Origin of the sequence: Priestia aryabhattai B8W22 (genome assembly GCF_000956595.1) — a bacterium.
GTDB lineage: Bacteria > Bacillota > Bacilli > Bacillales > Bacillaceae_H > Priestia > Priestia aryabhattai.
The window spans coordinates 112,442-135,235 of the sequence record NZ_JYOO01000004.1 but is presented as its reverse complement, the minus strand read 5'-3'; the positions used below and the strand labels follow the sequence as shown (position 1 = coordinate 135,235).

26 protein-coding genes are annotated in these 22,794 nt (G+C 38.1%); 23 read left to right on the top strand and 3 right to left on the bottom strand.

The features are described 5' to 3' along the window. Positions 1-13 precede the first annotated feature (13 nt). The 11 genes from iolB to N178_RS04685 all read left to right on the top strand — a co-directional run bounded on the left by iolB (position 14) and on the right by N178_RS04685 (position 11,430). Positions 14-832, top strand: coding sequence for a 5-deoxy-glucuronate isomerase (iolB, locus tag N178_RS04735; RefSeq protein WP_045290901.1), 819 nt, complete (start codon positions 14-16; stop codon positions 830-832). A gap of 15 nt (positions 833-847) precedes the next feature. Beyond that, positions 848-1,855, top strand: coding sequence for a 5-dehydro-2-deoxygluconokinase (gene iolC, locus N178_RS04730; protein WP_045290899.1), 1,008 nt, complete (start codon positions 848-850; stop codon positions 1,853-1,855). A gap of 24 nt (positions 1,856-1,879) precedes the next feature. Then, on the top strand, positions 1,880-3,337 hold the full coding sequence (locus N178_RS04725; RefSeq protein WP_042452462.1) for a CoA-acylating methylmalonate-semialdehyde dehydrogenase: 1,458 nt from the start codon (positions 1,880-1,882) through the stop codon (positions 3,335-3,337). A 113-nt stretch (positions 3,338-3,450) separates the two neighbouring features. After that, positions 3,451-4,638 carry an MFS transporter gene (locus N178_RS04720; protein WP_045290895.1) on the top strand — a complete coding sequence of 396 codons (1,188 nt, stop codon included), beginning with the start codon at positions 3,451-3,453 and terminating at the stop codon, positions 4,636-4,638. A 64-nt stretch (positions 4,639-4,702) separates the two neighbouring features. Continuing rightward, positions 4,703-5,740, top strand: coding sequence for a bifunctional inositol 2-dehydrogenase/D-chiro-inositol 1-dehydrogenase (iolG, locus tag N178_RS04715; RefSeq protein WP_045290894.1), 1,038 nt, complete (start codon positions 4,703-4,705; stop codon positions 5,738-5,740). A gap of 89 nt (positions 5,741-5,829) precedes the next feature. Beyond that, positions 5,830-6,711: a sugar phosphate isomerase/epimerase family protein gene (locus N178_RS04710; RefSeq protein WP_045290893.1), complete on the top strand. Its 882-nt coding sequence runs from the start codon at positions 5,830-5,832 to the stop codon at positions 6,709-6,711. A 252-nt stretch (positions 6,712-6,963) separates the two neighbouring features. Next, entirely contained in the window at positions 6,964-8,013 is a 1,050-nt protein-coding gene (locus N178_RS04705; protein ID WP_045290891.1) for a LacI family DNA-binding transcriptional regulator, read from the top strand. Positions 8,014-8,140: 127 nt separating this feature from the next. Continuing rightward, on the top strand, positions 8,141-8,446 hold the full coding sequence (locus tag N178_RS04700) for a hypothetical protein (RefSeq protein ID WP_045290888.1): 306 nt from the start codon (positions 8,141-8,143) through the stop codon (positions 8,444-8,446). 119 nt (positions 8,447-8,565) lie between these two features. Further along, positions 8,566-9,465, top strand: a complete 900-nt coding sequence (locus N178_RS04695; protein WP_045290887.1) for an AraC family transcriptional regulator — start codon at positions 8,566-8,568, stop codon at positions 9,463-9,465. A gap of 244 nt (positions 9,466-9,709) precedes the next feature. After that, entirely contained in the window at positions 9,710-10,651 is a 942-nt protein-coding gene (locus N178_RS04690; RefSeq protein WP_045290886.1) for a sugar phosphate isomerase/epimerase family protein, read from the top strand. Between the two features lie 62 nt (positions 10,652-10,713). Beyond that, positions 10,714-11,430, top strand: a complete 717-nt coding sequence (locus N178_RS04685) for a nucleotidyltransferase domain-containing protein (protein WP_045290884.1) — start codon at positions 10,714-10,716, stop codon at positions 11,428-11,430. A gap of 84 nt (positions 11,431-11,514) precedes the next feature. Here the strand turns inward: N178_RS04685 and N178_RS04680 are convergent, their stop codons facing one another. Then, complete coding sequence (locus N178_RS04680) at positions 11,515-12,258, bottom strand: SDR family NAD(P)-dependent oxidoreductase (RefSeq protein WP_045290882.1); 744 nt, start codon at positions 12,256-12,258, stop codon at positions 11,515-11,517. Positions 12,259-12,375: 117 nt separating this feature from the next. On the opposite strand from N178_RS04680, the gene N178_RS04675 reads away from it, so the two are divergent. Then, complete coding sequence (locus N178_RS04675; protein WP_045290879.1) at positions 12,376-13,218, top strand: LysR family transcriptional regulator; 843 nt, start codon at positions 12,376-12,378, stop codon at positions 13,216-13,218. Positions 13,219-13,325: 107 nt separating this feature from the next. On the opposite strand, the gene N178_RS04670 is transcribed toward N178_RS04675, so the two are convergent. Further along, a complete protein-coding gene (locus tag N178_RS04670) occupies positions 13,326-13,655 on the bottom strand; it encodes a four-helix bundle copper-binding protein (protein ID WP_045290877.1) in 330 nt (109 codons plus the stop codon). A 182-nt stretch (positions 13,656-13,837) separates the two neighbouring features. On the opposite strand from N178_RS04670, the gene N178_RS04665 reads away from it, so the two are divergent. From N178_RS04665 to N178_RS04655, 3 genes are all read left to right on the top strand, one after another. Further along, positions 13,838-14,554, top strand: a complete 717-nt coding sequence (locus tag N178_RS04665) for a DUF4396 domain-containing protein (protein WP_045290875.1) — start codon at positions 13,838-13,840, stop codon at positions 14,552-14,554. A 124-nt stretch (positions 14,555-14,678) separates the two neighbouring features. Then, positions 14,679-15,062, top strand: a complete 384-nt coding sequence (locus N178_RS04660) for a DUF302 domain-containing protein (RefSeq protein WP_028414671.1) — start codon at positions 14,679-14,681, stop codon at positions 15,060-15,062. 175 nt (positions 15,063-15,237) lie between these two features. Continuing rightward, entirely contained in the window at positions 15,238-15,849 is a 612-nt protein-coding gene (locus N178_RS04655; protein ID WP_045290871.1) for a DUF421 domain-containing protein, read from the top strand. A 62-nt stretch (positions 15,850-15,911) separates the two neighbouring features. Here N178_RS04655 and N178_RS04650 read toward each other — a convergent pair whose 3' ends face one another. Beyond that, complete coding sequence (locus N178_RS04650; protein WP_045290869.1) at positions 15,912-16,454, bottom strand: recombinase family protein; 543 nt, start codon at positions 16,452-16,454, stop codon at positions 15,912-15,914. A 666-nt stretch (positions 16,455-17,120) separates the two neighbouring features. Between N178_RS04650 and N178_RS04645 the strand changes: the two genes are divergently transcribed. The 8 genes from N178_RS04645 to N178_RS04610 all read left to right on the top strand — a co-directional run bounded on the left by N178_RS04645 (position 17,121) and on the right by N178_RS04610 (position 22,762). Next, positions 17,121-18,587, top strand: a complete 1,467-nt coding sequence (locus tag N178_RS04645) for a SulP family inorganic anion transporter (RefSeq protein ID WP_045290867.1) — start codon at positions 17,121-17,123, stop codon at positions 18,585-18,587. A 14-nt stretch (positions 18,588-18,601) separates the two neighbouring features. Continuing rightward, a complete protein-coding gene (locus tag N178_RS04640; RefSeq protein ID WP_028409472.1) occupies positions 18,602-19,009 on the top strand; it encodes a universal stress protein in 408 nt (135 codons plus the stop codon). 197 nt (positions 19,010-19,206) lie between these two features. Next, positions 19,207-19,626: a GNAT family N-acetyltransferase gene (locus N178_RS04635; protein ID WP_045290865.1), complete on the top strand. Its 420-nt coding sequence runs from the start codon at positions 19,207-19,209 to the stop codon at positions 19,624-19,626. A 190-nt stretch (positions 19,627-19,816) separates the two neighbouring features. Continuing rightward, positions 19,817-20,374 carry a DUF2975 domain-containing protein gene (locus N178_RS04630; RefSeq protein ID WP_045290863.1) on the top strand — a complete coding sequence of 186 codons (558 nt, stop codon included), beginning with the start codon at positions 19,817-19,819 and terminating at the stop codon, positions 20,372-20,374. Positions 20,375-20,384: 10 nt separating this feature from the next. Next, complete coding sequence (locus tag N178_RS04625; RefSeq protein ID WP_045290861.1) at positions 20,385-20,591, top strand: helix-turn-helix domain-containing protein; 207 nt, start codon at positions 20,385-20,387, stop codon at positions 20,589-20,591. 119 nt (positions 20,592-20,710) lie between these two features. After that, positions 20,711-21,022 (top strand): hypothetical protein, encoded by a 312-nt coding sequence (locus N178_RS04620; RefSeq protein WP_045290859.1) that lies wholly within the window; start codon positions 20,711-20,713, stop codon positions 21,020-21,022. Positions 21,023-21,171: 149 nt separating this feature from the next. After that, the gene (locus N178_RS04615; protein WP_052942373.1) at positions 21,172-21,699 is read left to right on the top strand and encodes an RNA polymerase sigma factor; all 528 of its coding nucleotides are present in this window, start codon (positions 21,172-21,174) and stop codon (positions 21,697-21,699) included. Next, on the top strand, positions 21,683-22,762 hold the full coding sequence (locus tag N178_RS04610; protein WP_045290855.1) for a DUF4030 domain-containing protein: 1,080 nt from the start codon (positions 21,683-21,685) through the stop codon (positions 22,760-22,762). Before N178_RS04615 ends, N178_RS04610 begins: the two co-directional genes overlap by 17 nt. The last annotated feature ends 32 nt before the right edge of the window (positions 22,763-22,794 follow it).

Below are 22,794 nucleotides of genomic sequence, written 5' to 3'. Positions count from 1 at the left end.
GGTGTGGACAGTAATGGCTGATTTAATCGTACCGACAAAAACAGCTGACAGCGATGGTAACGTACTAAGCATCACGCCGAAATCTGCGGGATGGAAGTACATTGGCTTTGACGTTTACTCATTAAAAAAAGGTCAAACACTTAAAAAGAACACGGAAAATCAAGAGGTTTGTATTGTAATCTTGACCGGTAAGTCCAACGTTTCTACGAAAGAAGAAAAATGGGAAAACATCGGACAGCGAATGAATATCTTTGAAAAAATTCCTCCGTACTCCGTATATGTATCGAATGATGATCACTATGAAGTAGAAGCTGTAACCGACTTGGAAATTGCGGTATGCGCAGCGCCTGGAAAAGGTACATACCCTGCTCGTTTAATTGCACCGCAGGATGTGGGCGTAGAGCATCGCGGAGCAGGAAATATCGCGAGACAAGTCCATAACATTCTTCCAGAACAAAAGCCGGCTGATAGTCTGCTGGTAGTGGAAGTGTTTACGCCGGAAGGAAACTGGTCAAGCTATCCTCCTCATAAGCACGATCAAGACAACTTGCCGCATGAATCGTATTTAGAAGAAACGTATTACCATAAAGTCAACCCAGGACATGGATTTGCAATTCAACGAGTATATACGGACGATCAATCTCTAGATGAAACAATGGTCATTAAAGATGGAGATGCAGTCTTAGTTCCTAAAGGCTATCACCCGGTATCTGCGCCTCCAGGTTATGAAGTTTATTATTTAAACGTCATGGCTGGTCCTGTTCGAACATGGAAATTTAATAATAGCAAAGATCATGAATGGATTATGGAAGAAAAATTAGCATTAAAGTAAGGAGACGACGTGAGCATGAGTTATTTAACATTTGATTCACAAAAGCGATTTGACCTTCTTGCAGTAGGAAGGCTTTGCATCGACTTAAATGCAAATGAATTTAATCGCCCGATGGAAGAAACGATGACGTTTACAAAATACGTAGGAGGATCTCCTGCTAACATCGCTATTGGTCTTTCTAGGCTTGGAATGAAGACAGGCTTTATTGGAAAAGTGTCAAACGATCAAATGGGCCGCTTCAGCACCAGATATTTAAACCAAAATAACATTAACACAGAAGGCATTGTAGTTGATCAAACAGGAGCCGTAACGGGACTGGCCTTTACTGAAATTAAAAGTCCTGAAGAGTGCAGCATCCTGATGTACCGTGATAATGTGGCAGACTTAAAGCTCCATCCAACAGAAGTTTCTGAAGAGTATATTAAGCAATCAAAAGCGCTGCTTATCTCTGGAACAGCTCTTGCTAAAAGTCCTTCAAGAGAAGCCGTGTTTCTTGCTCTTGAATATGCGAGAAAACATAGCGTAGTTGTATTCTTTGACGTTGACTATCGCCCGTATACGTGGGAATCAGAAGCTGAGACTGCCGTCTACTATAATTTAGCGGCAGAAAAATCAGACGTGATTATCGGTACGCGAGAAGAATTCGATATGATGGAAAAGCTTTTAAATTATGAAGAATCAAATGATCAAGTTACAGCTGAACGATGGTTTTTCCATCATGCTAAGATTGTTGTAATCAAGCACGGAGGAGAAGGCTCGATTGCTTATACAAAAGACGGCCAGTCTCATCGAGGCGGCATCTTTAAAACAAAAGTGCTGAAAACATTTGGAGCTGGCGACTCCTACGCATCTGCCTTTATCTACGGGTTAATGCAAGGGTTTACAATTCCTGAAGCGATGAGATTTGGCGGTGCTTCTGCTTCCATCGTTATTTCAAAACACAGTTCTTCAGATGCGATGCCAACTGTAGAAGAAATTAAGCAGTTTATGGATACAGCTGAAGAAGTTCTGCAGCAAGCGTAATCAAAAATTGAGAGGAGAATGAACATGACACAAACAACAGTAAAAACAGTAAAAAACTATATTGGCGGCGAATGGGTAGATTCATCTACAAGTCTAACAGAACCAGTTTATAACCCTGCAACGGGTGAAGTCATTGCAGAGGTTCCTCTTTCAACAAAAGCAGATGTAGATCAAGCGGTACAAGCTGCGAATGAAGCCTTCAAAGGATGGGCAAAAACTGCGGTGCCAAAACGTGCGCGTATTCTATTTAAATATCAGCAGCTATTAGTAGATAACTGGGACGAGTTAGCGAAACTTGTGACGCTTGAAAACGGAAAAAGCTTTAATGAAGCGCGCGGAGAAGTACAGCGCGGAATTGAATGCGTAGAATTCGCAGCCGGTGCTCCTACGTTGATGATGGGTAAACAGCTTCCTGATATTGCAACTGGCATTGAGTCTGGCATGTATCGTTATCCAATTGGTGTTATTGGCGGGATTACGCCGTTCAACTTCCCGATGATGGTTCCTTGCTGGATGTTCCCTCTGGCGATTGCTTGCGGTAATACATTTGTATTAAAGCCGTCTGAGCGAACGCCGCTTTTAGCAGCAAGATTAGTAGAATTATTTGAAGAAGCTGGATTGCCAAAAGGCGTATTAAACATTGTAAACGGCGCGCATGATGTGGTAAATGGCCTTCTTGAACATAAATTAGTGAAAGCCATTTCGTTTGTAGGTTCACAGCCAGTAGCTGAATATGTGTATAAAAAAGGTACGGAAAACTTAAAGCGTGTTCAAGCATTAGCGGGTGCTAAAAACCACTCAATCGTATTAAACGATGCGGACTTAAACGTAGCAACAAAACAAATTATCGGAGCTGCTTTCGGTTCAGCAGGTGAACGCTGCATGGCAGCATCTGTCGTAACGGTGCAAGAAGGAGTGGCAGATGAATTAATTTCACGACTTGTTCAAGAGTCAAACAACATCGTCATTGGAAACGGATTAGAAAAAGATGTTTTCTTAGGACCAGTGATTCGTGAAAACCATAAAGAACGTACACTTAGCTATATTGAATCTGGTGTAGAAGAAGGAGCTCGTTTAGTTCGTGACGGCCGTGAAGATCATGCGGTAAAAGATAACGGCTATTTTGTTGGACCAACTATTTTTGATAACGTTACACAAGAAATGAAAATCTGGCAAGACGAAATCTTTGCACCGGTGCTTTCTATCGTGCGTGTAAAAACGTTAGAAGAAGCAATTGACGTTGCCAATAACTCTCGATTCGCAAACGGAGCTTGCATCTATACAGACAGCGGCGCAAGCGTACGTGAGTTCCGTGAAAATATTGAGTCAGGCATGCTAGGAGTGAATGTAGGGGTGCCGGCACCTATGGCGTTCTTCCCATTCTCAGGCTGGAAAGACTCTTTCTACGGCGATCTTCATGCCAACGGCACAGACGGCGTAGAGTTTTACACAAGAAAGAAAATGGTTACGGCACGCTACTAAGAATTCACTTATCGTACTATGGGATACTAGCGACATTTGCTAGTACCTCGTAGTACAATCGTATAAAAAAATAAAAGTCGTTTTTTTCGCAGTAACAAAATGGAAGTGATTAGTTGAGTGCTATACGTACCGTCAAAGATAAGTATCTTTTTGCAGCCGTTTCATTTATCTTTTGGTTCTCGCAGTTTATTTACGTACCTATTTTGTCTCCTTATATGGAAGGGCTAGGAGGCAAGTATGCCTTTATTGGTTTAGTGTTAAGCAGCTATGGACTCATGCAGCTATTATGTCGCCTTCCGCTCGGGATCTTTTCAGACTTTGTGAAAATGAGAAAACCTTTTGTTATCTTTGGCATGATAGCCAGCATGTCAAGCTGCCTGCTATTTTCGTTGACCGATAGCTTAATAGGGGTGTTTATATCACGCTGCTTGGCTGGATTGGCAGCGGCAACGTGGGTTGCCTTTACGATTTTATATTCAAGCTACTTTGAACGTGAAAAAACGACTCGTGCTATGAATATCATTTCGTTTATAGTAGTTTTGGCTCAGCTTTTGGGTATGAGTTTAAGCGGTTACATTGTAAGTGAGTGGGGATGGCACGCTCCGTTTTGGATAGGGACGATTTTGAGTGTCATAGGCGCTGTTCTTTCTTTTTTCATTTACGAGCCCAAAGAGAACGTAAAGAGATCGCCTATAAAGCTTAAAGAATTAATGAGGGTAATAAAAGAGCCGTCGCTATTAAAAATTTCACTGCTGTCTATTCTAGCACACAGCCTTATTTTCACGACCATGTTTGGTTTTACTCCTGCGTACGCATTAAGCGCAGGATTTAAAGAGAGCGAGCTGAGTTTGATTGTCTTTTCCTTTATGATCCCTCATGCAGCTGCTCCTCTTATTATGGAAAAGCTATTTGTTTGGCGCTTTGGAAAATGGAGCATCTTAAAGGCCGCTTTTTTTCTGGCTGCATTCTTTACCTGTATGATTCCTATGACGGAAAATAAACTTTTGCTTTGTATCATTCAAAGCGTGAACGGGTTTTCATTAGGATTAGTGTTTCCTCTTATGCTAGGAATGTCTATTGAAAGAATAGATGCAGAAAAAAGAGCTACGGCGATGGGAGGCTATCAAGCGCTGTATGCGTTAGGGATATTCGGAGGTCCCTTTGTTGCAGGAATATTAAATTCTTGGATGGGACTTAAAGCAGGCTTCTTTTTTGCAGCAGCCTTAGGGTTAACCGCTACTGTTTTTGCAGCGGCATGGGATAAGAAAGAAGCGTCATATAAAGTTTTTAAAACAAAATAAAACGTATGTTAGCAAGCATCTATTTCTATTTTTAAAGTTCACATATTAAAGGAGGCCATAGATTATGGTGTTGAAAATTGGGGTTATTGGAACAGGAGCAATCGGACAAGATCATATTAGAAGAATTACCAATACATTATCAGGCGGAAAAATCGTTGCGGTTACGGATGTAAACCAAGAACAAGCAAAAGCTGTTGTAAAAAATCAAAACTTAGATGCGGTTGTTTATGATGACGGACATGAGCTGATTAAGTCGGAAGATGTAGATGCAGTGGTTGTTACGTCTTGGGGACCGACGCACGAAGAGTTTGTGCTAGGAGCGATTCAAGCTGGAAAGCCTGTATTTTGCGAAAAGCCGCTTGCTACAACGGCAGAAGGCTGCAAAAGAATCGTTGACGCTGAAATTACACACGGCAAGCCATTGGTGCAAGTTGGCTATATGCGCCGCTATGACACAGGTTATCGAGCTTTAAAGAAAGTGATTGAAAGCGGACAAATTGGTGAAGCATTAATGGTTCACTGCGCACACAGAAACCCTACGGTACCTGATACATATACAGGCGATATGTCAATCGTTGATACGTTCATCCACGAAATTGACGTTTTGCGCTGGTTATTAAATGACGATTACGTATCGGTTCAAATCGTGGCACCGAGAAAAACGAGCAAGGCGCTTGAACATTTGCAAGATCCAATCATGGTGCTGCTTGAAACAAAGCAAGGCGTTCGAATTGATGCCGAGGTCTTTGTAAACTGTCAGTACGGCTATGATATTCAATGTCAAGTAGTAGGAGAAACAGGAATCGCTAATTTACCTGAGCCTTCAAGCGTCGTGTTACGCAGTGAAGCAAAAAAATCTACTGAGATTTTAGTAGATTGGAAAGATCGATTCATTGACTCTTACGATACAGAGCTGCAAGACTGGATTGATTCAACGCTTAAAGGCGAAGTAAATGGACCAACTGCTTGGGACGGTTATGTTGCGGCCGTTACTTCAGATGCTTGCTTAGAAGCAAAAAAATCAGGAAATATTGTTCCTATTTCGTTAGGCGAGCGTCCTGATTTCTACCATAAAACGTTAACCGCAGTAGGCAAAATGTAATTGTAAAAACGTTTTGTTTACAAAACAGCTTAATTAAAACTTAGGGGATGGGCACGTCTAGTGTGCATAAAAGAAAGGGGAGCTTTACAGTGCGTTTAGCATATGATCCGTCACATTATCGTGACAATACAAGTTTAAAAGATACGATTGATACAGTTGCAAGATTAGGTTATGAATACGTAGAGTTATCTCCGCGCAAAGATTTTATTTGGTTTTATGAATACCCAAAAGTTGATAAACAGCGTATAAAAGACTTAAAAAGATACTGTGCCGATGCTGGGGTGAAAATTTCTTCTGTACTTCCGGTGCAGCAGTGGTCTTCACCAAATGAGCAGGATCGCGAAGCGGCAGTAAGGAACTGGAAGCGTACAATTGAAATTACTTCTGAGCTGGGAGTAGATTTAATGAACAGTGAATTCAGCGGCGACAAAAGCCGACCTGTTGAAAGTGAAGCTGCTTTTGTTAAATCGATGGAAGAGCTGATGCCGATTTTTGAAAAAGAAGGAATTAAGCTTAACCTCCAATCGCATCCAAATGATTTTATCGAGTTAAACACAGAAGCTATTGCAATGATTCGTGCGCTGGACAAAGACTGGATTAAATTAGTTTATTCTGTTCCTCATGCTTTCTTTTATGACGATGGCATTGGCGATGTAGCAAAGCATATTGATGAAGCAGGTGATTTGCTTGCACACGTTCTGATTGCTGATACGCTTAACCATAAAGCAGCGTTTGGACTTCGCTATATTGTAAATCCGCCTGATGCAAAGGTAACGATTCACCAGCATTTAAATCCTGGTGAAGGAGAAATTGATTTTGACGCACTGTATCGCAAATTAAGAGAAATTAAATTTGACGGCATCGTAACAAACTCTGTATTTGCCTACCCTGATCGACCAGAATGGTCAAACGAAGTAACGTTAAAGTCAATTACAGAAGGATTAAAGATTAAAGAAGGTCTAAACATTTAACGTGATCTACTGAAGTGATGCGAAGCATAAAAAGATATGTTTTGCATCACTTTTCATGGTTTATGCTTGAAAGAAGATCAGAACTTGTGGGCATAGCTAGTTTAAAATAGCCTTAATTGTTCTATTCGGCCCCCATCATGATGATAAAGAGAGGCTTTATTATGCTAGTAATGTATAATAAAGATAGATGCAAAACGGATAGAACTTTTTATTATAAAATGTTAATTACTACAGATAAAGGTGAGTGAACGTATGTCAGTTAAAATGAGTGATGTGGCCAAACTAGCTAATGTAGCTCCAGCTACTGTCTCGCGAGTTCTTAGTCAGCCCCACCTAGTAAGCAAAGAAACGCAGGAAAAAGTTCTAAAAGCCATTGAAGAATTAAATTATCAGCCCCATATCATCGCAAGACAGTTTAGAAAAAAAGAAACAAAAACCATTTTAGTAGTGGTTCCTGATATTACCCACCCGTTTTTTTCTGAAGTTCTTAAAGGAATTCAGCATACGGCCATCAAAAGCGGCTACCGAGTGATTTTAGGAGATACAGAAAATGACATTGAGCGAGAAGGAGAGTTTGTTGATTTATTATTCCAAAAGCAAGCGGACGGCATGATTCTTCTAACAGCCCGCATGGATAAAGACAGAATTGAACAAGTCTCCAGACAGTTCCCTACGGTTCTTGCGTGCGAATATATTGATGGCTTAGATATTTCTACCGTATCTATTGATAATATTAGCGGCGCGCGAAAAATAACGGAGCATTTAATCAGCCTTGGGCATACCAAAATTGCGCATATCACTGGTCCTATGAATGTTATCTTAAGCCGTGATCGATTAAAAGGGTACCGCCAAGCGATGATTAGTCACGATCTACCCGTGGATTCCGCTTTTATTCAAGAAGGAGATTTTAGCTTAGAGTCCGGTTATCATCAAATGATTCGACTATTATCGTTAGAACAACGCCCAACTTCCGTATTTGTCTTTAACGATGAAATGGCGATTGGAGCGATAAAAGCCGCAAAAGACAGCGGTTTAAAAGTGCCTGAAGATATAGCTGTAGTAGGGTTTGATAACTCAAAAATGTCGGATATCATTGAACCTCATATTACAACGATTGAGCAGCCTAAATATGAAATTGGGAAAAAAGCGATGGAATTATTGCTTGGGTTAATGAGCGGAAAAGCGTTAGAACAAAAAAAGTTTGTATTAAAAGATGAACTAATCGTAAGAGAGTCTTGCGGAAGTAAATCTACAGTGAAAAATTTTATACAACTTGAAGGCCCAGCTAAGAAAATTAACTAGTGCTGTTTAAACGCTTTGCTATGAGGTTTTTTGCTGAGAAGTAAACAAGAGAGACCATCATCTTTGTCTTCTCTTGTTTACAGCAAAGCGGAAGGAATACTCTGATAAAAAAGAGAAGGTGACTTTAGTGAGGATTAAGGGAACAGTATTCAAAAAAAGAACATATCCAAAGCATCACTATAAAAGAATGGATCACCTGTCTTTTTTAGAGGTGAAAGATAACATCTCCTTTGATGGCGATGTGCTGAAAATCATTCCTGTTCTTAGTCAAAAATCAATGGAATGCTGGAATATCGGAGATGAAATTGATGTGGAAGGTGAAATGAAGTACATTCGCATCATTACTTCATTAGGAAAACTCAGCCTTCTGCCCGTCCCTGTGTTTATCGTAAAAACAATTAAAGAAATAAAACCTTCTCCGATAACTAGTTAAGCTGTCAGACATAAAAAGGCTGGTCATCGTCATCAATCATGATCATATTTTAATGGGATTTAAATTCTGAAATTTCTTATAAATTATAGGTTCCTTCAGATAAGAAGGAGGTGGAGCGTGTGGCAGCTAATCTTATCGCGGGGAAAATTTCTTTAAATGAACGTGTCCATCGTACACAAGGAAACGGAATGTCTTTTCATGTTCATTATTGGGGAGTTATGCCCAAGCACTATGATAATGTCCCTCATAAACATTCTTTCTTTGAGGTGTGTTACGTGCTTGAAGGACAAGGAACTTACATAGACAACGGGCGTCCCTATCCGGTAAAAGAAAATACAATATTCCTTTCAAGGCCCGGGATATTACACCACATAAAAAGCGATACGGGTCTTTTTCTTTTGTATGTAGGCTTTGAACTGATTGAATCAGAATCAACTGAAAAATGGATCACACTAATAGAAGAAGCTAAACGATGTTCTGAAGTAGTAGCAGATGTAAAAGAAGATGGAACTGCTCCGTTCATTTGGAAGTCTCTTTTGAATCATGCCGCAAAAGGAGAAGATGCTTTTTTTGAAGAAATACTGATAAATTTAGCTCATTCTCTTCTTCTTTCGCTCATAAATACGTTTGTTTTGCCTTTAAATTATCATCAGAAAGCTGTTCAAAAGACATCTTCTTTAACCCTTAATCTTGCAAAATTATATATTAAAGATAATCTAGCCAATTCTATTAAACTTACGGATACAGCGACTCATTTACATCTATCTAGCCGTCATCTGTCTCGTCTCTTTAAAACTGAATTAGGTGTCAGCTACTCGGAATATGTACAAAATGAAAGAATTCAAAGAGCTGCGATACTGCTCAAAACAACTGATTTGTCGATTAGAGATATTGCTCAAGAAACAGGGTTTCCCGACGTTCACTACTTTACACGTGTTTTTACTGCTTCGATGCGCAGCTCACCAGGACGTTTTCGTTCTCTATATACAAAATTAAAAACAACTGCATATAAAGATTAGTCAACTCTTCTTTGCTTACATGTGTCCCGAGCAGAGGAGAGCTATTTTTATGAAATAAAATTAATGAGGATTCAAACATGTCCTCAAAAGATAAAAAGTAGTCTTTTTAAAACAAAGACGATTAAGATTCAAGATTATATAATAACAGCTATACTTTATTAAAATTAAATAAAAGCGTTTACAATCTCTGTTTTTAGCTTGTTGAGATTAAAAGCTGCAGACGGTATTTTAGGAGGAGAAGACGATGAAATTATCTTATGTAACAGACAGTTTAGGACATTTGCCTTTTGAAGAAATGTTAGATGTAATAAAAGAGATGGGGATTGATACGATCGAAATGACCACAGGGGGTTGGTCGCCAGCACCTCATTTGAGACTAGATGAATTAATAGAAAGTAATGATAAAAGAAGTGAATTTTTACATGCATTAGAAAAGCGTAACATCAAACTTTGTGCGTTAAACTGTTCTGGGAATCCTTTAGATCCAGGTGAACTGGGAAGAGAACATCGGGAAGTAACGGATAAAACATTTGAACTGGCAAAATTATTAGGTGTAAAGAAAGTGATTATGATGAGCGGATTACCAGCTGGAAGTCCTGAAGACAAGATTCCAAACTGGATTACGTATACAGTAAGCTGGCCACCAGTGTTAAAAGAGATTTTAGATTATCAATGGAATGAAGTAGCCATCCCCTACTGGAAAGAGCTCGTTAAGAAAGCTGAAGCCTGCGGTATCGAAAAAATCGCTCTTGAGAACTTCAGCTCTCAACTAGTCTATAACCCTGAAACGTTATTTAAACTTCGTAATGCGGTAGGACCTATTGTAGGATTAAATTTAGATCCAAGTCACTTAATCTGGATGGGAGCGGATCCTATTTTGTCAGCTAGAGAACTAGGAGCAGCCATTCATCATGTTCATGGAAAAGACGTGCGCCTTGAGAGACATCTATCAGGAGTGAACGGAGTGATGGAAACAAAAGAAGTGACGGATGTAGCAAATAGAGCCTGGAATTACGTGGCCGTAGGCTGTGGTCAAGATTTACAGTGGTGGAAAGAGTTTTTCTCTGTTGTTAAGATGATGGGCTATGATGAAGAAGTTTCTTTAGAAATGGAAGATTTAACAATGTCAGTTGAAGCAGGGGTTCGAACTTCTATTGAGGCATTAAAACAAACGCTTAGCTTTTAATTTAAAGGAATTTCCACGCTCTAACCAGAAAAATAATATATATTGTTTTCTGGAGGAATATGATGAAAGAGCTAAAAAGGTTAGAACCGCTGCAAGCAGCTACACAATTCATTTTTAAACATTACCCTAACTGTCAAGGCGCATTGCTCGCTGGAAGCGTGGTGAGAGGAGAAGCTACGCGCACGTCCGACCTCGATCTTGTTATTTTTGATGAGAGTTTTATTTCTTCTTTTAGGGAGTCCCTCATTGAATTTGGATGGGCAATTGAAGTTTTTGCTCATAATCTGACTTCATACCAAGCCTTTTTTAAAAGCGACTGTAAGAGGGCTAGACCTTCACTGCCAAGAATGATTTCCGAGGGAATTATTTTAGCGGATAAAGGAGTAGTGCAGTCTATAAAAAAAGAAGCTGCACAATTACTTGAAAAAGGCCCTGAAAAATGGTCGGAAGAGACGATTAGATTAAAAAGGTATTTTATAAGCGATGCCTTAGATGATTTAATTGGTTCTTCAAATAAAGGTGAATCACTTTTTATTGCTAACACGATCGCTTACATAACGCACGAATTTGTTTTAAGAACAAACGGTCATTGGATCGGGGATTCTAAATGGATTGTTAGGTCTTTGAATGACTATAATGAACGCTTTAGTAAAGAGTTTGTAGAGGCATTTGATACCTTTTATAAAACAGGAAATAAAGATAAAGTAATTCAACTGGTGGATAAAGTGTTAGAACCACATGGGGGCCGGCTGTTTGAAGGATTTTCACTGGGGAAATAGAGGTTGAATCAGTAGCCTTGTTAGAACCCCGCTACTATTGCTTGCTAGTAGCGGGGTTTGTTTTTTATGAATATTCACGTATGCTTAAAGAGTTTGCCCGTTATCAATCGTAAACACTTGGCCCGTCACAGACTCTTGCTTTAACTGAAACAAAATAGCATCTGCGATATCTTCAGGAGAAGAAATGCGCTGAAGATGTAGATTGCCTGCAAGCTGATACATTTTATCTTCGTTGCCAGCCCACCACCTTGTGTCGACTGCACCAGGAGAGATGCAGTTTACTCGAATATGGGGTGCGAGTGCAATTGCTAACGATTTTGTCATCGTATGAATTGCTGCTTTTGTTGCGGCATAGGGAATAGATGAGCCGATTCCAGTTGTACCGGCGACACTTCCTACATTAACAATCGCCCCTGACTTTTGCTTTTTTATATGTGGAACGGCTGCTTTTACACAGTGAAACATGCCTTTTACGTTTACATCATATAAAGAGTCCCATACGTCATCAGTTGCAGACTCTAAGTCATTCATCGGGATTTGAGCTGTAATACTAGCATTATTCACTAATCCATCTAACCGTCCGAATCGTGTAATGGTTTGATGAATCATTTTATTCACTTCGTGCTCGTTGGCTACGTTCGCTTTAAAAGCAAACGCGATGCCTCCTTTTTCAGTAATCTCTTCCACAACTTTTTTCGCTTCTGTTTCTGAGTTGCTGTAGTTTATTACAAGTTTTGCGCCTTTATCGCCCAGCTTTAAAGCTGTTGCTTTGCCTACACCAGTGCCGCCGCCGGTAATAATAAATACTTTATTTTTAAAATCGTTCATTTCTCTTAACCTTCCTTTCTCTCAACATCTTTTATTATATCTTCGATAGAAAAAAGGATATAATAGGTAATACTAAGAGAGGTATCATTTAAAATGATATCAGCGGAGGAATTGAAATTGGAAAGCCAAGACTTACGAATTTTTAAATGTGTGGCAGAAGAAAAATCATTATCAAAAGCTGCGGAAGTATTAGGGTATGTTCAACCGCATATCAGCCAGCGAATAAAAAATTTAGAGGAAGAGTTAGGTACTAAATTACTGACACGTACAAATAGAGGAGTTGCGTTAACGGATGAAGGAGAAGCTTTGTTTAACTATGCCCAGCGTATTTTACTGTTAATGGAGGAAGCTAAAGCAGAAGTTAATCCGAATAAGTTTAAAAGATCCTTAATCATTGGCGCCTCGCAGACCGTCTCTGCTATTAAAATTCCTTCTTTATTCTCATCTTTTCTGAAAGAGCACCAAAATATTGAAGTTAAAATAAAAACAGACAGAAAGCAAGTCTTACAAGAAATGCTTTCGTACGGGGAAATTGACGGACTTTTTCTTAGCGGTACCTATAACGAGGCTCAGTTTGAAACGGTTTATCACTATGCAGAAAAAATGGTGCTTATCTTACCTAAGGATGAAGATATAGAAGAAAAAGCCCCACCAACGCTACTCCTCAATAGTGATGTAAACTGCATTTATAGAAACAGACTATTAGCGTTTTCAAAAGAATATCATACACATAAAGCCAACATGATGGAATTTGATTCATTAGAAGCTATTTTACAAGGCGTCCGCGATAGACTTGGAATGAGTGTAGTCCCGGCTAGCGTAGTAAATTCTCGTGGCGATATAAAAAGCATTCAATATCAAGAGCTTCCAGAAGACGTTCATATTGATTTTGTAGTAAAGAAAGGGAAGCAGCGCTCACAAAGTCTTAAAAAGTTTAGTCGTTTTTTAGAAAGCCTATAGATTCTGTCTTTAGGAAACGTGATGTCTTCTTTTTTCCAGTACATTAAAAAGAACCCTTAATGCCTGAAATGCGCTTCAAGGGTTCTAGCTTTCTTATATTCCAAAGATTATGCAGCTAATTTTCTACATTCATCCGCGCATTTCAAGCAGGCCTCTGCACATTTTTGACAGTGGTCATGATCGTGTTTCTTACACTCGTTACCGCATTTTTCGCAAATTTCAGCGCAAACTCCCGCTAGTTCAGCAACGAAAGGCGTTCCTCTTTCTAAAGCTTGTTCCAAATATCCGCAGATATCTGCACATTCTCGGTCAAAACGGATACAGTCCACCATCATCCCTACATTTTCTTCCTTTAGGCAAGCATCAAAACATTGGTTGCAGGCACTCATACATTCATGCAGCGTTTGAATAACAGTTTGATAATTTTCGTTAGACATTGTAAAATTCCTCCTTATTTTTTCTTCTCTCTATTACATTAGACTATAGTTTAGTTTAGTAAACATAATAAACATAAGAGTGCTGTAAAACTTATTAAGTAATGAGCAGTCTCTCTTTTTACGTTTAAATATAGGGGTGGAGGGTATGTGGTTGATAGATAAATCTTAAAGGAGTGTAGCACATGAGCTGGCTAGAAATACTTTCTTATATCGCTATTGCAATCGGAATTATTCAATTTTTAGTTATTACAATCGACGTGATTAGGCATCCGCAGATGATGTTTGTGATGAACATTGTGTGGCCTATTACGGGCCTATATTTTCCTGTGGCCGGGATATGGTTTTACTTCAAATTAGGCCGTAAAGATAGAAAAAAACACGATCATGCTCATCATTCCTCTGATCATATGCATGATAACCATGAGGGGCATCATCACGAGCACCATCATAGTAAGAAGCCTTTTTGGCAAAGTGTTTTTGTATCTACGACCCACTGCAGCAGCGGGTGCTCGGTCGGAGATTTAATTGGCGCACCAATCGTATTTTTAACAGGATGGACGATTGCCGGAAGCGTACTTTTTGCAGATTACGTAGTGGAATTTATTCTTGCTTATATAGCGGGAATTGCTTTTCAATACTACGGCATGAGTATGAAAGATAATAGCTCAAAAGAGGAGCTGAAAAACGCGGTAAAAGCAGATACGTGGTCGCTTATTGCCTTTGAAATCGGCATGTTTGGCTGGATGGCTTTATCACATTATGTCTTTTTTACACAGGCACCCAAACCAGACAGCGCGGTCTTTTGGTTTATGATGCAAATCGCCATGATTATTGGCTTTTGTACGAGCTATCCTGCTAACTGGGTACTTGTTAAAAAAGGGGTAAAACATGCGATGTAATTTCACTTGGAGCTGCTGCCATTGATATTCTATAGATTTAAACTTTAAGGATGGGGCAGAATAACATGAACTTCAAGTTTCGTAGAAGAAAGGAATTCATTCTAACTTAACAGGAGGAGATTGGATGTTTGATTACACGGTAAAAACCTCGAAAAGCCTAGAAGAAGCGATTAGTTCTCTAGAAGAAAACTTAAAAAGCGAAGGGTTCGGTGTTTTGTGGAATTTCGATTTAACTGCAAAGCTACAGGAAAAAGGGCAGGACTTTCATACACCGTTTACAGTATTAGAAGTGTGTAATCCGAAAGAAGCTCAGCGTGTTCTTTCGCAAAATCTTTTAGTAGGATACTTTCTCCCTTGTAAAATGGTTGTATATCAAGATGAAAGTGAAACAAAGATTGGCATGCCTAGGCCTACGGCTATGATTAATATGCTTCATAATGAAGAGCTCCAAACACTAGCAGAAGACATCGAAACAAGATTAATACGCTGCATTGATCAATCTGTATAAGTCCTGTGATTCCGAGAAAGAAAATAACAAAACAAAAAGATACCTTTACGTAAGGTATCTTTTTGTTTTCTAACTTTATTAGGGTATGAGGAGTGGAAACGAAATTTTTGATACATGAATAATTTGCTTTCAGATGCCTAATCTAAAAGCAGACTGTAATAAAAAGGATGATATTATGAATTTTATCTGGCAATCTGTAATCTTGATTTTAACGGGAATCTTATTGTTGAGAATAGCGGGAAGAAAATCGATTGCTCAAATGACGCTCGCTCAAACGGTCGTTATGATTTCCTTAGGTACCATCATTGTACAACCTATTGTTGAGAAAAGTATGCTAAAAGCCATTGGCGGGGCAGCAATTTTTGTTCTTGCTATTTTAGTTTTAGAGTACTTACAATTAAAGTTTAATGGGTTTGAAAAATTTCTGACAGGTAAATCTAAAATCGTTATAAATAATGGTCAATTAGATACTAAGCAGCTTAAAAAATTACGTTTAACCGCCGATCAATTAGAAATGAGATTACGAAATGCAGGCATATCAAACATAAAAGATGTTAAAACCGCCACAATTGAACCAAATGGACAGTTAGGATACGAACTTCAAGAAGATGCAAAACCTTTGACTGTAGGTGACTTTAAACAGTTGATGGAATTATATATGTCATCTTTTTCTCAAACCAGCGCGCCTGCGCAAGATTTACATAACAAAGTGTCTTCTAAACCTTCTTCAGATATATTTGAAGAAATTAATCACCATTCTAAACCGAATCCTAAATATCTTCAGTGATATAGCCACTAAAAAAAGACGGCCTTTTTACCGAATGAAAGGACGTCTTTTTCACATGTGCTTTAGTTATCTAAGTAACGGTACAAAGTCGTTTTGCTTATACCTGTAGCTTCTGTGATTTGAGCAATCGTATAGTTTTTACTCCAGTACATATCAAGCGCTCGGTGGACGTTATAGTCAGGTTTTTTTGGCCGGCCGCCGCTTTTTCCTTTTGATTTTGCTTCTTGAAGACCGGCTTTTGTGCGTTCACTGATGACGTCATGTTGAAATTCACCAATACGTTTAATGGTACTGAAAAAGGCTTTTCCTTGTTCGGTGGATGTATCAACGTCATCCAAGATCGATACAAAGTGAACATGATTATCTGAAAGATACTCAATTAATTCAATGAGGTGCCGAGTGGAGTCTGCGATACAGTAAAATTTATACACAACGACTGTATCGCTTGGCTGGAGTGAAGCTACCATCTCATCGAATTCTACTCTTTTTTTTATGGAATTTGTTTTTTCATGATAAATTTTATCGCAATTAAAAGGCTGCAACGCCTGTAACTGTTTGTCCAAGTTTTCATCTTCGCTATATGGACGGGTATAACCAATAATCACTACACCATCTCCTGCATGGATTGTTTATTTATATTTACCTATTGTACCAAATTCCTTCCGCTCATAACATTTCTTTTCAGTATAGAAAGAAGTATAGTTCCAAAAAAGATCGTTTTTGGAACAAAAAATGATAGACATTTTGGTTTAGGTCTGCTAGAGTTTTAGTTGTTCACAACGTCTCGGCTTCTATGAGAGTTGGAAGCCACTTATAAAAGAAAAGCGAGGTGTAATATGGATAAAGAGACTATTAAACAGATTCGAAAAAGCTACAATTTGAATCAGCGGAATTTCGCTGAAAGAGTAAACTGAAGTTTTTCACTCATTGCATTAGTGGAAGTTGGAAAAAGAAGAGTCACACAGGACTTGGAGAATAAAGTGAAAAAAGCGTTTGGGTTAAATGAGGAAAAAATAAAGGAGCTGATTGCTTCAATTTAATAAGAGCGTAGTTAAAAAATGTAACGAAACGTTTCATGTACGTGAATATAATTTTTGAGGAAGATAGGATATGTTGGGCTGTTTTCACTCATTTTTTTATATATTAAAAGTACCATAAACGTTCCATTTAGGTGCTGTTTATTTTCTATTTTACTACTTTTATTGTTCAAAATCTAGAAAAGCGTACAGTAAACGTTTATGACTATAGAGAGAAAGGTGTTTTTTGTTATCATGTTCAATAAATTAAAAGTGGAGTGGTTTGGCAACGTGAAAGGAGATATCCTTTCAGGTATTGTCGTAGCGCTTGCGCTCATTCCTGAAGCCATTGCTTTTTCCATTATTGCCGGGGTAGATCCGATGGTAGGATTACACGCATCTTTTTGTATCGCCGTTGTGATGGCCTTTGTAGGAGGGCGTCCTGCGATGATTTCAGCAGCTACCGGCGCGATGGCCCTGCTGATGGTAACACTAGTAAAAGAACATGGAATGGAGTATTTATGGGCAACGACTATTTTAACGGGTGTGATTCAACTTCTGTTTGGCATTTTTAAGATTGCTCGCTTTATGAAATTTATTCCGAGGTCCGTGATGGTCGGGTTTGTGAATGCACTAGCTATTTTAATTTTTATGGCACAAGTTCCGCACTTCGTAGGAATTTCAACGATGACGTATGTGTTTGTGGCGTTAACTCTTGTCATTATCTACGTGTTACCGCGCTTTACAAAAGCAGTGCCATCTCCATTAGTAGCCATTGTCGTCATGACAATTGTAGCTATTTTCGGAGGATTTAATTTGCGTACAGTAGGAGACTTAGGAGAAATCACAAAGTCACTGCCGATCTTTTCTATTCCTAACGTTCCATGGAATATGGAAACATTGTCCATCATCTTTCCAACAGCGCTAGGGCTGTCTATTGTTGGATTAACGGAATCGCTGCTGACGGCATCGATTGTGGACGATATGACAGATACGTCTAGTAATAAAAACCAGGAAAGCAGAGGGCAAGGAATTGCGAATATCGTCGTTGGTTTCTTTGGCGGCATGGCTGGCTGTGCGATGATCGGTCAAACCGTTATTAATGTAAAATCAGGCGGACGCGGTCGTTTATCAACGTTTGTAGCAGGGATATTTCTTATGTTTCTCATTTTGGTGCTAGGGGACTGGGTTGTCAAAATTCCAATGGCTGCACTAGCAGGCGTCATGATTATGGTATCGATCGGAACATTTGACTGGTCTTCACTTCGTACGCTCACGAAAGTCCCTTTAACAGATACCCTCGTGATGCTTGTGACGGTAATTACGGTTGTAGCAACACATGATTTATCAAAAGGAGTTATTGCGGGTGTTATTTTAAGCGCAGTTTTCTTTGCTGCAAAAATTTCAAAGCTAGACGTATCAGCAAAGAAATCGGAAAATCGAACGGTCTATAAGGTAAAAGGTCAGCTGTTCTTTGCCTCTGTAGAAGACTTTGTTCATTCTTTTACGTTTACAGAAAAACAAGATCAAATTTTGATTGATTTTTCAGAAGCGCATATTTGGGATGACTCAGCCGTAGCGGCTATCGATAAAATTGTACTGAAGCTAAAAGAACAAACGTCTGCTGAGGTGAAGCTGACAGGTTTAAATGATGTAAGTGAAGAATTACTTCAAAGATTAGCGACTTACAACAAGTCAAATGCAAGAGCATCAGCTCATTGATAGGGGGACAATGAATGTATCAAAAAATCTTGTTAGCTGTAGATGGATCAGAACATTCAAAAAGAGCCGCGGAGCATGCGATACAAGTTGCTTCTTTCATACCGCAATCAAAAGTAGAAATTATTTCGGTTATTGACTTATCAAAGGCGAAAACCGAAATTTTACACGGAGAGCTGAAACAAAAAAGACAGCAAGCGCTCGAAGAAATAAAGAGCTGCTTTGAAAAGAAGCAGATAGCGCATCAGCTTAAAATAGAACGCGGCGACCCGGGGCCAACCATTGTAGCCTACGCCAATAAAAACAACTTTGATCTGGTTGTAATAGGAAGCCGAGGCTTAAATTCTCTTCAAGAAATGGTGCTAGGCAGCGTCAGTCATAAAGTAGCTAAACGAGTACACTGTCCGGTTATGATTATTAAGTAAACGAACGTAGTTATTGTAGGTGCAAATCGCAGATAATTTGTACCTTTTTTGCGATGAAATATAGAAGTTAACGTTTATACATCATTACTGACATGCATGATACTTTTTATCGTATACACATACTCGTAATGATCTGCCAAGGACTTTTGCTTTTGAAAAAAGAAATAGTTTATAAAAAAACAAAAGGAGTAGATTCTATGAAAATTTCCTTTTCACATTCTATAGAAAACGTTGAGTGGTCGAGGATGAAAGAAATTTACCGTTCTGTCGGGTGGAAGAACCATGATGAAGAAAAAATCAAAAAAATATTTCAAACAAGCAGCGTAGTAGCGATTGCTTATGATGAAAATAAAATAACAGGGTTTGGCAGAGCTCTTTCAGACGGTGTGTTTAATGCTGCGATTTATGATGTTGTGATTGATAAGGACTATCAAAACAAAGGAATTGGACAGCAAATTACAGAAAACCTGCTGGCTCAGCTTAAGGATATTTCCTGCGTTCATCTTGTTTCCACATCAGGAAATGAAGAGTTTTATAAAAAAGCAGGGTTTCGTAAAATGAAAACCGGTATGGCTCGTTATTTAAATCCTTCTTTAGCGGAAGAATATTTAGAATAAGCTATGGCTAAGACTGCTGTTTATATAAATTAAGTCTATATGTCATTACAATAGCATCTTTCTTTTTATCTAAAACGACTATTATTTATCAAAAAAAACATAAAATTTATTGTTTTTCGATAAAAAATCATTGATTTCCTTATATATACATGGTAAATTAATCCTAACAATAGTTATGGAGGATGTTTACATGAAACGAACAAATGGTTATCGAATTCTTTTTTATCTGGTCAACACTTTATTTTTGTTTAATATTTTTGTAGCAGGTATTATGGGAATAATGGTTATTTACCTTCAGTTTGACGACTCAATCTTACAGAACTCATCTTTTAATTTATCATTAGGAAAAGGATTGTTTGATGTTAAGCTGAACGAAATTCCGGATACAAAATTAGTCCAAATTTGGATTGTAGCCTTATTGATTTCTTGTTTTTTATCGATTGCAATGCTTTGGAATTTTAAAGTATTATTTAAAAATGCAGCTAAAGGAATTATCTTTGTTTCAAGTAACACAAAAGCCATTTTTGCAACAGGTATTATCTTTTTAATAGGATCATTCGCTGCTGGAATTCCTAAATTTTTTATAGCAGCTAAATTAGCTCCTTTGTTAAACCTTAAACATGGAACTATTACTATTTCATACTCAATAGATGGTATTCTGTTTATAGCAGCCGTTTTTATTCTTCTTTTAGGAGCATTCTTCAAAAAAGCAGTTGCAATTGCTCAGGAAAGTGAACTTACTATATAGGAGGTCAGAGATGATTAGAGTCAACTTAGATGTCATGATGGCCAAAAGGAAAATATCTTTAAATGAGCTAGCAGATCGAGTAGGGATTACCAAAAGCAATCTTTCTATCTTAAAAACTGAAAAAGCAAAGGCCATACGCTTCACTACGCTGGAAGCCATTTGTGAAGTGCTAGACTGTCAGCCAGGTGACATTTTAGAGTATGTGCCAGATGAATAAAAAAGAGGGCATAGAGAAAATCTATGTCCTTTTTTCTTTTTGGTGTTGAGACTATGGAATCTGTATATTTCTATTTAATAATATATGGTAGTATTTTCTTTAGTTAGGAGGTATTTGAAATGAGTATATCAAAAGAAAATAAACCGATTTTATTAACTCTTATTTTGCTGGCAGCTGCGTTTGTAGTGTTTTTTGCGAATCGGATATTCCCATCAAATTCAATTTTTCCAAGTAGAAGCGGCGATTTGACTATTCCCCTATGGCTGTTTTTTGCGATAGACGTTGGTTTTATTGTGGCACTAGTTTTAGGAATCCGAACGAAAAAGCCGAGCGTTGTGTGGTTCAGCATTATCGCAAACAGCATCTTTTTTGTTTTGCTTTCTGGCTTAATTTTTTTACTAGCAATTGCAAATGGCATTTCTGAACCGTAAGCCTTTGATTAACTAAAAATTTTATAGATTGCAATAGTAAAAGCTTTCTTAATTAGGAGAGCTTTTTTATTTTTGTAAATAAAAACCACAACTTTTTTTAAAAAATTACGTCTAAGTAACGAATACTAGTTAAAAGGATGGTCAGGACATTGGAAAATACGAAAAAAGAAGAGATTGAGCGTTGGTATGACGAACATAGTGACGCCTTATTAAAATTTATTTTGATGCTTGTAAAAGATTATCAGCAAGCTGAAGATTTGACCCATGAAACATTCGTAAAAGCTTATCTTTCCTATGATTTATTTCAGCAAAACGCCAGTGAAAAGACGTGGTTATTTCGTATTGCCCATAATGTAACGATTGATTATTTTCGAAAACAAAAGCCTACTAGTCTTTTAAAAGATTTTCTTCTTTCGAAAAAGGATCATGCTCGTTTACCTCAAGAAATGATTGAGCTTAAGGAAACTTCTCTAGAACTTTATCAAGCGTTAGGAAAACTCAAAGATTCACATCGTAAAGTTATTTTACTGCGCAAAGTTCAAGGTTTTTCCGTTAAAGATACAGCCACCATTTTAGGCTGGTCTGAAAGCAAAGTAAAATCAGCGCAGTTCAGGACAATTCCTGCTTTAAGAAAGCAGTTAGTAAAGGATGGATACGTATATGAAGAAACCGTTTAATTCTTATATAGATGACAATTCTCTAGAAAAATTGAACGAGGAGTTGATTTGGAAATCAACGAGGAAACAAAAGCATAAACAAAGGCTCTTAGAAACAATTGATCAATTAGAATCTTCACCACCTGTAAAGTCTAAAAGAAATCTATTTTCTATCAAACAAAATCACTTTGTAAGAAATATTGTATATTGTGGTATAGCCCTTTTTCTTTTGAGCGGTGCATTCATTAGTTCAGCATTTGTTTCTCCAGCAATGGCGCAAGTGGCTGCTAAAATCCCTTATTTAGGACAGATTTTTAAGCAAAAGCCTGTAGCCGATGTATTGTATCAAGAGCTTGAGAAAAAGGGATATAAAACGGCTAGTGTCGGACAGACCTATTATGGAGGAAAAAAAGAATTAGTTGTATCGGTAGAAGGGTCGGAGAAGTATTTTAATAAGGTACGAGAAGACATAACTGATATTGCAACCAATATTTTGTCCAAAAGGCAATATGATGCCTATACGTTTAAAATCGAAAGAATGGAGCCGTATGTCTATCCGGAACCGAATGCACAAGAGAAAAAAATTGAAAAGATTCAAACTGATATTTCTACAGAATTGGAGAAGCATCATTATGACTTTTTAATAGCTAACGTTAGTTTTAGCTCTCCGCCAACAGTAGAGCTGGAAATTCCTAATACAGAAAAGAGAGTGGAAGAAATAAAAACCATTATTCGTGCTGTTCTGGCTGAAAATAAAGCAGAGAATGCTTCTATAAAAATAAAGAAAATAAACCTTAAGAAACGTGACCAAGACAATCGATGGGGAACTATTGTTACGGATGTGGGTGAAGACTTATTAGGGAAAGAGAAATATCATGTCAAGATGGTAGGCTATTCTGTTCATCCCGAACCACAATTATTTATCTACACTTCATTAAGCGTTTCCGAAGATAATAAGAAATTTGCCGATGAACTTAAAGGAATTATCGATGAATTTCTTGAAACAAAAGAAATGAAAAATAAAGTGAAAGGTGATTCTTACACAGTTGTGATTTACGGAAAAGGGAATAAGAAACTAAACTAAACACAGCGCTTAAATATTTCTCTATACCTGCT